We start from the raw sequence: 13,127 nt of genomic DNA, 5'->3' as shown, positions 1-13,127 counted from the left end.
ACAAACCGGTCAAGGAGCGGATGGGGAAGCCGTGGCGGCCAACGCACCCTGCTCCCAGAACGGGAAAAAGTTGAACCAGTCATAGGGCGCTTTGCACAACAAACATTCCAGCTGCATCGCATACTGCTGGGCGTAGTGGACTAGGGCCTCGTTGCGCCGCGCACGCGGCAGTTCGACCTGGGTGGCAATGAGTACAAACTTCACGGCATAGCCCAGACCTTCGTGCACGCAGCCCATGAAGTACAGCGGGCATTTGAGCAGCGCGGCCAGTACATAAGGTCCACAGGGGAAAAGAGCTTTATGGCCCAGGAACTGGGCTTGCGTGGTCTTGCTGTCATGCACGGGCACACGGTCACCGGCGATGGCGATGAATTCGCCTCGCGCCACTCGCTCGGCAAGTAGCATGGCCGTTGCCGCGCTGAAGTCGGACACTTGCAGCAGACAAACGCCGCTGTTGGGTGCAAGGCGCTGCAGCAGTCTGTTGAATTGCTCGGCATGCCGGGTATGCACCAAGATATTCAGTCGCAAATTGGGGCGTTGCTTGGCAAGCTCCTGACACAGCTCTATACAGCCGATGTGCGCGGTGACAATGACGGCCCCCTGCCCGCGCTCCAGCAGCTCCACTAAAGGCTGGTGACCTTCAAGACGCACACGTTCCGCACCGTAGCTGCCCGTCAGTGCCAGCAACTTGTCCAAAATCACCTGTGCAAACATGCGGAAGTGCTTCTGACTCTGCCGCCAACCCGGCATGCGTGGCCACAGCCCATGGGCCCGTTGCAGACGCTGCAAATACTGCAGCGAGGCATGGCGCGCCAAGGGACGCGACAACCAGTAATACATCACCACCGGATACAGGCATAGCAGGAACGGCCAGCGCCCCAATATGCGGTACAAGTGGTACAGCAGCCACACGCCAGCCACAAAGGTGCTTTCGCCGATCTGCGCCCAATGGGTGCTTGCGTTCCTGCTAGACGATGGCGTCCCCCGCCCGTTGCGAGAGCGTGCTGCACTCATGCCGCGCGCCTTCCGATCAGCTTGCGCACCAACAACCACGGGCTGCGTAGCAGCATGCCGCCGAACAGGCGGGCATGCATGCCCGAGATCAGCAGGTTGTCGCGCCAGACCTGGAAATGCGACAGTCCATCTTGGGGATAGGTCACCGCCGTGGACTGGGTCACAAAGCGCAGGCCACGCCAGTGCATGCGCACCAGCACCTCGATATCGAACTCCATGCGCCTGCCGATGGTGGCGCTGTCCAGCACGGCCACGGTAGCTGGCAAGGGGTAGACGCGGTAGCCGCACATGGCGTCGCGTATGTCCAGCGACAAGGTATTGATCCACACCCACACATGGGTGAGATAGCGCCCATACAAGCGGCCCTTGGGCACGCTGGCGTCATACACCGGCGCACCGCACACCATAGCCTGAGGGTGCTGGCGGGCCTGGTCCACAAAAGCCGGAATATCGGCCACGGCATGCTGGCCGTCGGCATCGATCTGCAGTGCATGGCTATAGCCCTGGGCCAGCGCCTGGCGCAGGCCGGCCATCACGGCCCCCCCCTTGCCCAGATTCTGGGCCAGGCGCAGCAGTTGCACCTGGGGCTCATGAAGGGCTGTCAGCGCCTCCAGCACGGCGGCGCAGCGCGGCTCGGAGCCGTCGTCGACCAGCAGACAAGGCAGGCCTGACTGCAGCACGCCGTCCACCATAGGGCCCACGGTGTCCGGGTGGTTGTAGACGGGAATCACGGCAATGGGGAGAAAGTCCTGCATCAGGCCCTCCACTGAAGCAAGCGGCCGCTGGCATGGGTACCACGCACCGAACTGAGGCTGAACTGCAAACAACCGCTGTCAGCCTGCCAGCACAGCTGCAGCTCCACGGTATCGCCCGGCACAATAGGCTGCTGAAACTTGAGCAGCTGGGCATCGGCAAAACCAAAGGCCAAACCAAAGGCCTGCTGACCTAAGCTGGCTGCCCAGTGCAGCTGGGCCACGCCGGGTACCAGGGCCGCGCCGGGGAAATGCCCCTCCAGCACACGCAGCTGTGGTTGCACCTGTAACTGGGCCTTGGCCTGATTTTCCGAACGCTCCAACCAATGCGGCACAGGCACCACCGGGTTGAACAAGGTCTGCAGGCTTTGCTGCGTGGTCTTGCCCTGGCTATTCATGGGCATACGCGCCACATAGCGCCAACTGCGCGGCAAGGCCACCCGCTCCACCACATCTTCCAGCAATTGACGTAAGGCCAGACCCATGACGCGGCGGCCATGCTGCTGCAGGGCCTGCCAGCCGGCTTCGGTCAGTTCCACCGCCATGCCCACGCGGGCCATGGCAGCGCTGCCTTCCGCCCCCTGCTCCAATACCACGGCCTTGGCCAGCTGCACCCAGGCATGGGTTTGCAAGACTTGCTCCATGCCTGTCAGCGACACGCGTTTTTCCGCAATCTTCACCACCCGGTCGGCCCGGCCCTGCAAAACAAAGCTGCGCCCATCGGCGCTGGGCTGGGCACGGTCGGCGGTTTCCCACCAGGCCTGCGGATCAGGCAGGTGGGCCGAACGCACGGCCAGCCTCCCCCCATCTGCCATGCGCAGCGCCACGCCAGGCAGGCTTTGCCAGACATCGCCCTGCTCGGCACGGCGCCGCCAGGCAATGCCGCCGGTTTCCGAGCTGCCAAACACCTCGATGGGCGAATGGCCCAGTAGTTGTCGGCCATGCTCCGAAGCTTGGGCCGCCAGCGGCCCGCCCGAGGAAAACACGCCGCGCAAACATGCGCGGACCGGCGCCCAATCCAACTGGGTCGGCAAGCGCCCCAGCATGGCCGGGCTGGACACCAGCATGCTGGGCCAGGCCGACTGCAGCTGCTGTAGCAACTCTTCCGGATAGCACGCAAACTGCGTGCCCAGCAAACGCCCTGCCGACAGCGGCCACAGAATGCGGAACAGCAAGCCGTAAATATGGTGGTGGGATACAGTGGCCAGCACCTGCATGTCCGGTGCGTTCAGGTCCGCACCAAAAACGGCTTGCAACGCATGGACTTCGGCATCCAGCTGCGTGAGCTTTTTTTCAATTCGCTCCGGCATGCCCGTAGAGCCCGAGGTAAACAGTACCAACCTCGCCTGCGCCATATCCAGTGGCTGCAGCGCCACGGCATCCACAGCGACTGCGTCAAGGCAAGCGTCTATGGCACCGGGCAATTGCCCCGCACAAGCCTCCACCTGCGGCAACAGATGCGCCAGGGTCTGGGCCTGGGTGTCGCTGACCAGCACCGGGGTCTTACCCGCATGCCATGCACCCCACAGGGCGGCAGCAAAATCCAGCGTGCCCTCCATGTGCAAGGCCACATCGCGGCCCGGCAACGGCTGCAAAGCAGCACACCAGGCCTTTACCGCGTGTACCCATTGTTCATGCGTGAACATGCCGGCTGCAGACCGGGCCACGGCATGCGTGGGCGTCCGGGCCTGCGGCAAGGCCACCTGGGCCAACGTCAACGCTTGATTTGCCAGGCCTTGATTCACTGGGCTTTCATCCTCTGTTCTGTTTCTATGTTTGCACGATGGCGGGCTTGCACCCGTCGGCGCACCAGCCACTCCCCCGCCATCAGCAGCCCCATGGCCACATAGGCCAGCAAACCGTTGTACAGCGCCCAAGTGGCATCACTGCTGTAGAGCGCCGTATAGGCCGCTACCGCGCCATTGAGCACAAAAAATCCGCACCATAGCGCCGTGACACGGGCGGTATAGGCCACGGCCGCTGCCGGCAAATCCGACTGTTGCAGCCTTGCCAGGCGTTCGACCACGGAAGGTGGACGCCGCAGGCTCCAGCCGAACACGACCAGCAGCACGGTATTCACCAACACCGGATAGAGCTTGACAGCTCGGGCATCGCCCTGCCACCAGGACGCCAGCGCCAGCACGGCCGCACCTGCGGCCACCAGCCCCCAAAAGCCCTGACGGCTGCTCCATGCCCGCGCCAGGGCCAGCAGCACCAGTGCAGTGGCCAGCCAGTGGGCCGACAGACGGCCTAGCGCGGCATACACACCCAAGGGGTAAAGCAGCGTCAACACCAGCAAGGCCCAGGCAGCGCCTTTGCGCATGATGAGGAGCTCCTTTAGTGAACGGCGAGGTCTTCGCTGACCAGTCGCTGCAAGGCATCCACCACATCCTGTATGGTGCGTACCGACTTGAATGCCTCGGCATTCAGACGCTTGCCCACCAGGGGCTTGAGCTGCACGATCAGGTCCACGGCATCGATGCTGTCGATGTCCAGATCTTCATATAGACGGGCTTCGGGTGTGATGCGTGCAGCGTCGATATCAAAAGTGTCCTGAAGGATCTGGACAATGCGTTCGTAAATGGCGGCTTGGTTCATGAGGGCTCCAGGATCAAGACTCTGTGCGTGCAGTGGCTACAAAGGCGGCCAAGGCCTGAACGCTGCGGAAATGCTGGCGAGTCTGTTCAGAGTCGGCCGACATGCTCACGCCATAGCGCTTTTGCAGCGCAAGGCCCAGCTCCAGCGCATCAATGGAGTCCAGGCCCAGGCCGTCGACAAACAGCGGCGCGGCGACATCTATATCCTGCGTAGTGATGTCTTCCAGCGCCAGGCTGGAGATGATGAGTTCCTTGATTTCTTGCTCAAGCTGAAGCACTAGAAGTTTCCCCAAAAAATTGTTCCGACAGATGTTCCATGACCTGGCGCGCGGCCAGCGCTTCGCTGGTCGCGGCCTGGCAGAAAGGTTCGATGGCAATGTCATCCCGCACTTCGATGCGAAAGTGGGGTTTACGCACAGGCACCTGCCACCAAGGCATGCCCTTGGTCAGCAGGGGCGCGCTGCAATGGATATGGACCGGCGTGATGGCCACGCGGCCTTTCACCGCCACATGGGCCGCGCCACGCTGCAAGCGCACAGGGCCGCTCAAGGGCGTGCGCGTGCCTTCGGGAAAGACGATCAGGTTGTGGCCTGCCCGCAGCGAGCGCAGACAGTCGTGCAGCAGATCGGCACCGCCGCTGTTGGTGATAAAGCCCGCCGCCGCGATAGGACCACGTGTAAAAGGATTGCGGGCCAGCGCCGCCTTGACAATGCAGTCCGCCGAACGCACAAAAGCCATCAAAAACACTACATCAATCAAGGTGGGGTGGTTAGCCAGAATCAATAGACCGCGGCGCTGCAGTCGCTCCAGACCACGCACATCGTAGGAAAGCACGCCCAGGCCTTGCATCAGCGCCACAAAGCCGCGAAAGCTATAGTGAATCGCATGCTGCACCAGCCATTGACGCCGCTGCAGATGGCGCACAACCAGCCACAGCAGCGGGTATACCCCGCAGCGCACCACCAGGCCGCCCAGGCCAAAAACGGCAAAGCACAGCCCGGTGGCCAGCACACGCCAGCCACGATTCAGCCGTTCAATCATGGCAGCGCTCCCACAGCCATTGGCCTGTTCCGGCCTGCGCCCGAGCGTCTCGTGCCTGCGGGCTGTACAGCCTCGCCTGCTGGTCGTGCAATAAAAATTGCAGCACCTCCAGCCCATGGGGCAAGTGCGGCACAGACTTGGGAACGCAAGTTTCGCAGGTAGCCGCAGGCAGGGCCTGCAGCGTGAAACCGGGCTCCCCCGGCTCGGCCAGCGCCAGCAAGACGGCCCAGGCAAAAGGCAGGGCAGGCTCGTCGTGAAAGCATTCGTAGGGCGCAGGCAGCGGTGAGTCATAGCACACCACCATGACCTCGGCAGCGCCATCATGCAGCAGGCCCAAGGCCTCCATCACGCCAGCTTCGGGGGCTGCATGCATGGATGCAACGCATACTGCATTGGCGCGCATGCCACGCAAAATAGAGTGCTGCGCTCCTATACCGTTATGCACCGACAAGCCAAATGCCGTGGGAGACAACGGCTCCCCTGCCACCAAGTCCCGCAGCAAGGCTAGGGATTTTTCGGCATCGCCATAGCGCGAAGCCCAGACTATGGGCAGGTCCGCCTGCGCCGCCTCAGCCAGTACAGCATCGACCACGGAGACTGCCCACCTAGCCTGCGTTCCCAACCGGCGCCGCGCCATGGCGGGAATATGCGACAAATCCAGCGTCACCTCACCACACGGCCTCACAGGCTGCCTAGCCCATTGCTGCCAGCTCGCTGATGTTTGCAGTCCAGGCGCCAACGCCGACCATGCCTTCAGAGCCCAAACAAGGCGCACCCAATTCCCTCAATGATTGTTTTTATCGAAAATATCACCGCATAGCGAATGCGCCATGCGACCACCACCCTCAAAGAGGCGTCATTATACATATTGATACAACATTCCGGTCACGCCATGAGGTACTGCGCGACAGATACTGCTCACCCTTGAAAAAATTCCTGTTTTCAAGCCCCTTTATCGCACCATGCTTTTCCGCGTCACCTGTTTCCCCTATTTGAGGGAAACGGCTTCAACAGAATTTCCGTCAAACCCTGTGTCCCTGTCCCCAGACCCGTCAAACTGCCTGCAGCGGCCAAGACATCAAGGCGAATCACTAATACCCCCTCCAGCCCAAGACTAAGCAAGCACTGCCAGGTACCACGCCAGCAGCGTCTTTCTCAATAACATGCATCCGAAATTGCATGAGTAGAGGTAAGTTAGGCCGCCTGCTCCAACTCACCCTCTATGCAAGAACCCAAGAACAATCCCAACGCTCTGAAATTTATCGTCCGGATATCGCGCATCTCTCAAATATTCTCCACAAGATATTTGAAATATTCTCAATATGATTTTCAAAAACTTTAGTCAAAAACTATGATTTGAAGCATTTTTTGCCAATCAGCGCTTTTGAAAGCCATTAGAGCAGCTAACAACATCAACCCACAAAGCGTGCGCAAATGCTTGCAGTCGCCGGTTTCAACAACGCTTCGTGAATATCCAACCACCTTTCAAGACGGATACGCAGCTTGCCAAAGCCCGCAAACCATCCGCGCGCGCTCTCCACTAGCCGGCGATGCCTGCCTAGCTTTTCGCTGCTCTCGATACCTCGTCTTGCAAGCTTGCCGGCGATACCGCGTTGCCTCAGAGCGTGTTCAAAGTCTCCTGAGCAAGAGCACTAAGAATGCCAAGTGGACGAACTGCAAGCTGGTGTTGAGCCCCCGCTCGCAGTTCTTCCACAGCCTCCTATTCTTGTCCAGCCACGCAAAGCTGCGCTCGACGATCCAGCGCTTGGGCATGACCTTGAAGGTGTGCAGCTCGCTTCTCTTGGCGATCTGCACCGTCACGTGAGTGCCCAGAATCTCCTGCACGCCTTGCACGAACGGCCGGCCGATGTAGCCTGCATCGCACAGCAGGCTTTGTACTCGGCTCAAAGAAGGCTTGCAGCGCTTGAGGGCCTGCAGCACGCCCTTGCGGTCCGTCACCTCTGCCGTGGTCACCGCGACCGCATGCGGTAACCCCTGGGTGTCCACCGCTATGTGGCGCTTGATGCCCGAGACCTTCTTGCCAGCGTCATAACCCTTCAGGCCCGCCGTGTCCGTGTTCTTCACGCTCTGCGCGTCCACGATCAAGAACGCGCTGCATGCGTTGCGCCCCAGTTTCTCGCGGGCCGCGCCAACCCGATTTTTTTAACGCCTGCTCCAGCAGGCTGCCACCCTCGCGTGGCTCGCTCCAGATGGCAAAGTACGAATGCACGGTGCGCCACTTGGGAAAGTCACTGGGCAGTGCCCGCCACTGACAGCCTGTGCGCAGCAGATACAGAATTGCGCAGAACACCTCGTACAGTTCCACCTTGCGCGGGGCCGTCTTTCTGCGCGCGCTCTCCAACAGGGGCCGGATCACTTCAAACTGCTCGCGCTTGATGTCGCTGGGGTAGCCTTTTCTCACCCTGCGAGCTTCTCACATCAAGCAGACGAGACTTTGAACAGGTTCTCAGATAGAAACGGCCGCGTTTGCAGCCGCAACCTTTCCGGTTGCTTGCGCACCACCCCGGCAAGCCAGCAATGGCTGGAACCAGTCGCGCCTGTTTGCGCTGCTGACAAGGATCACCCAGCGGAATGCCTCTGGCATCTACGACAAGGCGACACTTGATGCCAAGCTTGCCTCCCTCTGTGGGGTAGGGGGCCCGTTTCCTGCCCTCCCGGGGGCTCGGCACCAGGGCGACGTCGTTTGCCCCGGGGAGCCCCCTCAGTACCGAGGCTCGCCCAGCGACAGCATGAGCCGGTTGGCCCAGTTGAAAAAGGCGGCCGCATGCAGCAGATCGGCCGCGGCCTGGGCGTCCAGGCCCTGCCTGCGCAGCTGCGCGATGTGGCCGGCAGCAAGCCCGTGCGGCGTATTTGTCAGCGCCACGGCCGCATCGACGATGGCATTCCAGCGCGGGTCCAGATCGGCCTGAACGCCCTCATCCAGCAGCCGCTGCACATCCTCCCGACGCTGCGCGAAATGGCTGGCAAAGCGCGCATGCACCGAAGCGCAGTAGATGCAGCCGTTGTGGCGCGAGGTGGCCGCCGCCGCCAGCTCGCGCTCGGCGCGTGGCAGACCGGCCTCGGGGTTGTAGAAGATGTCCTTGTCGGTGCGCGTGCGCGCGCCCAGCGTGTCCGGATCGCGCGCCAGCAGCCGGAAGTACGGCGACTTGGCGCGTGCAGCATCCACCAGGCCGGCGAGGTGGCGCGGTGTCAGTTCCGCTTCGTCCAGCGGCGCGAGCCAGGGTCGCCAGTCCAGCTCGACCTGGGTGAAGACCACGGGTTCGGAGCCAGGCACCACGGTCTCCTGCACCGGTACGACCGCCTTCACGGATGTGCTGCGCTGTGGCGCGGGGGCATCGCTGTCCCAGCCGGCCTCCAGCGCCTGCAGGCCGGCCACTACGCGCAACTGGAAGCTCAGAAAAGCCACCAGTTGCGAGAGCACGACGATATCGTCCGCCGCCCAGCCCGCGGCCTCCAGCGCGCGCAGCCGCCCGGGCTGCACGTCGCGCGGATGAAAGACCAGAAAATGCGCGTGCCGCAAGGCGGCCTGCAGACGGGTACCCAGCACGGCCTGCTGCGCCTCGGGCAGTTCGAACTCCAGGCCCGCACGGTTCTCGGCGGCCAGCGGCCCCGCAGGATAGTGGCCGTAGGGGCCCTGGGTTTGGCCGGCGGCTACCGCCTGTTCCAGGGCCAGGGCCCATTGCGGCGCCAGCGCCTGCAGTGCGCGCCGATGGAAGTCCGCCACGCGCGGCTGCTGGTGCAGCCAGGCCACAAAGGCCGCCAGCGCGTGGCGCTCGGCCGGCGTCACCCGAGCTGCCACCGGGGCCAGCGGCGTGAACAAGGCCTCGTAGCTTTTCTGGGCCTGGGCGCGGGTCTCGGGCCGCGTACGGCGCAGGCCGTCCAGCCAGCTGCCTGCGGCAATGCCGGCCAGTTGGTCGATCACATCGGCGGGCTCGCCGTGCGCAGATGCGGCAGGCGTTTGGGGTTCTTGCAGCAATTCGGTCATATGGGGTTCTCTCTTCAGGCAGCCTGCAGCGCGGGTTCGATGGCTGCAGATGCGGTGGCCGCCGGGCCGGCCCAGCCCAGGGCCGGAGCCACCGCGGAGGCGGTCAACTCCAGCGAGCGCAGGATGGCCTGGTGCGGCGGGTCTATGGAGTGCACCTGAAATACCAGGTCCGTGGTGCGCGCCAGCGCCGTATCGGCCCGCAGCGAGGCGATCACGTCGTCGGGCGTGCCCAGGTGCACGTCGTAGGCGGCAATCAGTTGCTCCAGCGGCGCCTGCGGGTCGACACGCGGAAACGGGCCGGCGACAGCCTGGGCATGGCGCTGGGCCAGACGGCGCAGCCCGATCTCGGCCCAGTGCAGCGCGTCCTCGCGGTGATCGGTCACGAACAGCGTGCGCGACCCCAGGATGCGCGGCGCGCCGCCTGGCGGCAGCGCGGCCAGGTAGGCGTCGATGATGGGGTTCTGGATCTCCGGCAGGGATAGCCCCGGCGCCTGGTCCGGTCGCGGCTGAGTGCGCGAGAGCATCAGCCCCTCGCCCGCCACTCCGGCACGTTGCGCCCCTTCCACGGAGAACGTGGCCTGCCACAGGCGCTGCAGCAGCTGCGGCGCCTGTGGATAGACGCGCACGCCGCCCGGCAGCACATCGCCGCGCCAGGCAGCGCGCAGCCGCTGCAGATTGCGCCCGAAGACGGCGCCGCGCTCGCTGCCGTCCACGCCGAAGGCCGCAAAGGATTCGGCCGTGCCGCCGGTGCCCAGGCCCACTTCCAGCCGCCCGCCGGACAGCAGGTCGAGCACGGCAGCGTCCTCGGCCACACGGATGGCGTTTTCCATGCTCAGCGTCACCACGCCCGTACCCAGGCGTATGCGCTGCGTGCGCTGGGCCACATGGGCCAGGAACACCAGAGGCGACGGCAGGCCGCCCTCGTTCTCGTGAAAATGGTGCTGCGCCACCCAGACGGAATCGAAGCCCAGGGCTTCGGCATGGATGATCTGCTCGGTCACAAGGCGATAGCGTTCGCCGGCGGGCGTGTCATCCAGCAAGCGGCTGAAGAAGCCCAGGCGTTTTTTCTGAGGAGTGGCGGGGTTGGACAAAATCAAGACTCCTTGTGCCGGGAATGGCGGCAATCAGTTCACGGGTGTAGTTGCTCTTGGGCTGGGTGAAGACCTGCTCCACCGTGCCCGCCTCCACCACCTGTCCGTGCTGCAGCACGGACACGGTGTGGGCGATCTGGCGCACCACCGACAGGTCGTGCGTCACGAATACATAGGTCAGCCGCAGTTGCTGCTGCAGCTCTTCCAGCAGGCGCAGGATCTGGGCCTGCACCGTCACGTCCAGTGCCGAAACGGCCTCGTCCAGCACCAGCACCTCGGGCTGCAGCACCAGGGCGCGGGCTATGGCCACACGCTGGCGCTGGCCGCCGGACAGGGCCTGCGGGCGGCGTTGCTGCAGCTCGGGCGCCAGGCCCACGCGGGCCAGGGTGTCTTCCACCAGCCGACGGCGCTCGGCCGCTGGCAAAGCATCGAAGTTGCGCAGCGGCTCCTCGACGATCGCGAATACCGTCTGGCGCGGATCGAGCGAGGCAAACGGGTTCTGATAGACCAGCTGCACCTTGCGCCGGAACTGGCGCAGCGCCTCGCGGCGCAGCGCGGTCACGTCCTCGCCCGCGATGCGGATCTGGCCGCCCGTGGGTCGCAGCAAGCCGACCAGCGCACGGATGGTGGTGGTCTTGCCCGACCCCGACTCGCCGACGATGGCATGCGTGCTGCCACGCCGCACCTCGAAGCCCACGCCATCCACCGCCTTGAACGGTGCACGCTGGCCGGGCACGGCGAACTCCTGGCGCAGCCCCTGGACCTGCACGGCCCAGTCGGGCTCTGCTGCATCCGCCGGCAATAGCCGCGCCGCAGCCACCGACAGCGCCGGTGCATCGGCCAGCAGCTGGCGCGCATAGGCGCTCTGCGGCTGGCGCAGCACCTCCAGCGTGTCCCCGGCTTCCTGCACCTGCCCCTGACGCAGCACCACGATGCGATGCGCCCGGTCGGCAGCCACCCCCAGGTCGTGCGTGACCAGCAACACGGCGGTGCCGGTCTCGCGCCGCAGCGTGTCGATCAGATCCAGGATACGGCGCTGCACCGTCACATCCAGCGCGCTGGTGGGCTCGTCGGCAATGATCAGCGCCGGCCGCAGCGCCACGGCCATGGCGATCAGCACGCGCTGCTTCATGCCGCCCGACAGCTCGTGCGGATACTGGCGCACGCGCAGCTCGGGCCGCGTCAGCCCCACCTTGCGCAGCAGCTCCACCACCTGCAGCTCTATGGCAGCGCGGTCCCTCCAGCCATGCAGCTGCAGCACCTCGGCCACCTGGGCGCCGATGGTGCGCACCGGATTCAGCGATGCCGTGGGGTCCTGCGGCACCAGGCTCACCACGCGGCCGCGCAGGCCGCGCCACTGCGCCTCGCCGGCATGGGTCACATCCTCGCCCAGCAGGCGTACACGGCCGGCCACCACCTGGCCGTTGGCCGGCAGCAGGCCGATGGCGGCCTGCGAAGTGGTCGATTTGCCGGAGCCAGACTCCCCCACCAAAGCCACCACCTCACCGGGGCGCACCGTCAGCGAGACACCGTGCACCACGCGGCGCAGCTGGCCGGCTTCGCGATAGGCAATCTGCAGATCGTCGATCTCCAGCACCGCAGCATCCGCTGGCACTGTGGAAGCGGAAGGAGCCGGCCCCGTCCAGGCCGCCTGCAGCAGGCGCTGCCGAAATCTCTGCCAGGCACTCATGATGGATCTCCCGACAACGCAACGCTGATGCGGTTGACCGCCAGCACCACGGCCACCACCGCCAGACCGGGCACCGTGGTCAGCCACCAGGCGGTGGACAGGTAGTTGCGGCCCTCGGCGATCAGCAGTCCCCATTCCGGCGTAGGCGGCGGTGCGCCATAGCCGAGAAAGCCCAGCGTGGCGATGGCCAGAATGGCCGTGCCGAACTGCAGCGCCGCCAGCGCCACCACCGAGGTCAGCGAGTTGGGCAGTACATGGCGCCACAGCACGGCACCGAAGCGCCCACCGCTGCCGAAGGCTGCCTCCACATATTCCGTGCGGCGCACGCGCACGACTTCGGAGCGCACCAGCCGGGCAAAGCTGGCCACCGAAGCCACGCCCACGGCAATCGCCGCGTTCACCGTACCGAAACCCAGCACGATGATGATGGTCAGCGACAGCAGCAGCGAAGGCACGGCCAGCAGCACGTCCACCAGGCGCATCAGCGCATCGTCGAGGCGGCCGCCTGCAGCACCCGCGAGCAAGCCCAGTGCGGTGCCCCCGAGCAGGCCCACGCCCACGGCGACCAGGGCCCCGGACAGCGAATGCACCGAGCCATGGACCACGCGGGCCCAGACATCGCGGCCCAGCGCGTCGGTGCCCAGCCAATGGCCTGATGCGGGCGCGCGCAGCTGCTGGCCGGCCAGGCCCACCAGCGGATCGTGGCCGCTGAACCAGCCCGGTACCACGGCCCACAGCAGCACCAAGGCCACCACGCTCCAGGCCAGCCACAGGCCCGCAGGCACCAGGGCCGCACGCCGCAGCAGGGGCTGCAGCGTCCGGCGTGATTTGGGTATGGCCGCCGCCGGAGCTGCAGCTTGCGTTCCGGCGCGCGGCGACGGCGTGGCCGGCGGCATCTGCAACGCCAGTCCTTTCTTGTGTGTCAATGCATTCATG

Annotated in this window: 13 protein-coding genes and 3 pseudogenes; all 16 read right to left on the bottom strand. The window is 64.7% G+C overall.

The genetic code is table 11. From position 1 onward, the window contains the following. Nucleotides 1-9: 9 nt before the first annotated feature. The 16 genes and pseudogenes from AB6724_RS17660 to AB6724_RS17590 all read right to left on the bottom strand — a co-directional run bounded on the left by AB6724_RS17660 (nt 10) and on the right by AB6724_RS17590 (nt 13,126). Complete coding sequence (locus AB6724_RS17660; RefSeq protein ID WP_369339840.1) at nt 10-1,014, bottom strand: lysophospholipid acyltransferase family protein; 1,005 nt, start codon at nt 1,012-1,014, stop codon at nt 10-12. Further along, on the bottom strand, nt 1,011-1,769 hold the full coding sequence (locus AB6724_RS17655; RefSeq protein WP_369339839.1) for a glycosyltransferase family 2 protein: 759 nt from the start codon (nt 1,767-1,769) through the stop codon (nt 1,011-1,013). Before AB6724_RS17655 ends, AB6724_RS17660 begins: the two co-directional genes overlap by 4 nt. Continuing rightward, entirely contained in the window at nt 1,769-3,484 is a 1,716-nt protein-coding gene (locus AB6724_RS17650; RefSeq protein WP_369339838.1) for an ApeI family dehydratase, read from the bottom strand. Before AB6724_RS17650 ends, AB6724_RS17655 begins: the two co-directional genes overlap by 1 nt. A 23-nt stretch (nt 3,485-3,507) precedes the next feature. Then, nucleotides 3,508-4,089 carry a COG4648 family protein gene (locus AB6724_RS17645; RefSeq protein WP_369339837.1) on the bottom strand — a complete coding sequence of 194 codons (582 nt, stop codon included), beginning with the start codon at nt 4,087-4,089 and terminating at the stop codon, nt 3,508-3,510. 14 nt (nt 4,090-4,103) lie between these two features. After that, nucleotides 4,104-4,364, bottom strand: coding sequence for an acyl carrier protein (locus AB6724_RS17640; RefSeq protein ID WP_369339836.1), 261 nt, complete (start codon nt 4,362-4,364; stop codon nt 4,104-4,106). 13 nt (nt 4,365-4,377) lie between these two features. Next, on the bottom strand, nt 4,378-4,641 hold the full coding sequence (locus AB6724_RS17635) for a phosphopantetheine-binding protein (protein ID WP_369339835.1): 264 nt from the start codon (nt 4,639-4,641) through the stop codon (nt 4,378-4,380). Further along, nucleotides 4,628-5,404, bottom strand: a complete 777-nt coding sequence (locus tag AB6724_RS17630; RefSeq protein WP_369339834.1) for a lysophospholipid acyltransferase family protein — start codon at nt 5,402-5,404, stop codon at nt 4,628-4,630. The genes AB6724_RS17635 and AB6724_RS17630 overlap by 14 nt, the downstream gene beginning before the upstream one ends. Next, nucleotides 5,397-6,179, bottom strand: coding sequence for a beta-ketoacyl synthase chain length factor (locus AB6724_RS17625; protein ID WP_439329891.1), 783 nt, complete (start codon nt 6,177-6,179; stop codon nt 5,397-5,399). The genes AB6724_RS17630 and AB6724_RS17625 overlap by 8 nt, the downstream gene beginning before the upstream one ends. A 637-nt stretch (nt 6,180-6,816) precedes the next feature. Then, nucleotides 6,817-7,026 (bottom strand): annotated as a pseudogene (locus tag AB6724_RS17620) (IS5/IS1182 family transposase); the annotation flags it as partial. A 7-nt stretch (nt 7,027-7,033) separates the two neighbouring features. After that, a protein-coding gene (locus tag AB6724_RS17615) for an IS5 family transposase (RefSeq protein WP_369339832.1) occupies nt 7,034-7,826 on the bottom strand; the annotation gives its coding sequence in 2 pieces (ribosomal slippage) (nt 7,034-7,568 and nt 7,567-7,826; 795 coding nt in all). A gap of 129 nt (nt 7,827-7,955) precedes the next feature. Next, nucleotides 7,956-8,106 (bottom strand): annotated as a pseudogene (locus AB6724_RS21850) (IS5/IS1182 family transposase); the annotation flags it as partial. A gap of 20 nt (nt 8,107-8,126) precedes the next feature. Beyond that, entirely contained in the window at nt 8,127-8,702 is a 576-nt protein-coding gene (locus AB6724_RS17610; RefSeq protein WP_439329892.1) for an alkylhydroperoxidase domain protein, read from the bottom strand. A gap of 90 nt (nt 8,703-8,792) precedes the next feature. Then, nucleotides 8,793-9,410: pseudogene (locus AB6724_RS17605) on the bottom strand (CMD domain protein); the annotation flags it as partial. 14 nt (nt 9,411-9,424) lie between these two features. After that, nucleotides 9,425-10,507 (bottom strand): putative FMN-dependent luciferase-like monooxygenase, encoded by a 1,083-nt coding sequence (locus AB6724_RS17600; RefSeq protein ID WP_439329890.1) that lies wholly within the window; start codon nt 10,505-10,507, stop codon nt 9,425-9,427. Next, on the bottom strand, nt 10,440-12,191 hold the full coding sequence (locus AB6724_RS17595) for a dipeptide ABC transporter ATP-binding protein (protein WP_369339830.1): 1,752 nt from the start codon (nt 12,189-12,191) through the stop codon (nt 10,440-10,442). Before AB6724_RS17595 ends, AB6724_RS17600 begins: the two co-directional genes overlap by 68 nt. After that, nucleotides 12,188-13,126 (bottom strand): ABC transporter permease, encoded by a 939-nt coding sequence (locus AB6724_RS17590; RefSeq protein ID WP_369339829.1) that lies wholly within the window; start codon nt 13,124-13,126, stop codon nt 12,188-12,190. The genes AB6724_RS17595 and AB6724_RS17590 overlap by 4 nt, the downstream gene beginning before the upstream one ends. Nucleotide 13,127 lies beyond the last annotated feature (1 nt).

Source organism: Comamonas guangdongensis (genome assembly GCF_041079535.1).
Classification (GTDB): Bacteria; Pseudomonadota; Gammaproteobacteria; order Burkholderiales; family Burkholderiaceae_C; genus Comamonas; species Comamonas guangdongensis.
The sequence above is the reverse complement of the archived record's forward strand: the minus strand, read 5'-3'. Positions and strand labels throughout refer to the sequence as shown.

Bases quoted from the DNA above. Each gene is read 5' to 3' on its own strand.
- AB6724_RS17660 (WP_369339840.1), bottom strand. From the start codon at position 1,014: ATGAGTGCAGCACGCTCTCGCAACGGGCGGGGGACGCCATCGTCTAGC.
- AB6724_RS17655 (WP_369339839.1), bottom strand. From the start codon at position 1,769: ATGCAGGACTTTCTCCCCATTGCCGTGATTCCCGTCTACAACCACCCG.
- AB6724_RS17645 (WP_369339837.1), bottom strand. From the start codon at position 4,089: ATGCGCAAAGGCGCTGCCTGGGCCTTGCTGGTGTTGACGCTGCTTTAC.
- AB6724_RS17640 (WP_369339836.1), bottom strand. From the start codon at position 4,364: ATGAACCAAGCCGCCATTTACGAACGCATTGTCCAGATCCTTCAGGAC.
- AB6724_RS17630 (WP_369339834.1), bottom strand. From the start codon at position 5,404: ATGATTGAACGGCTGAATCGTGGCTGGCGTGTGCTGGCCACCGGGCTG.
- AB6724_RS17595 (WP_369339830.1), bottom strand. From the start codon at position 12,191: ATGAGTGCCTGGCAGAGATTTCGGCAGCGCCTGCTGCAGGCGGCCTGG.
- AB6724_RS17590 (WP_369339829.1), bottom strand. From the start codon at position 13,126: ATGAATGCATTGACACACAAGAAAGGACTGGCGTTGCAGATGCCGCCG.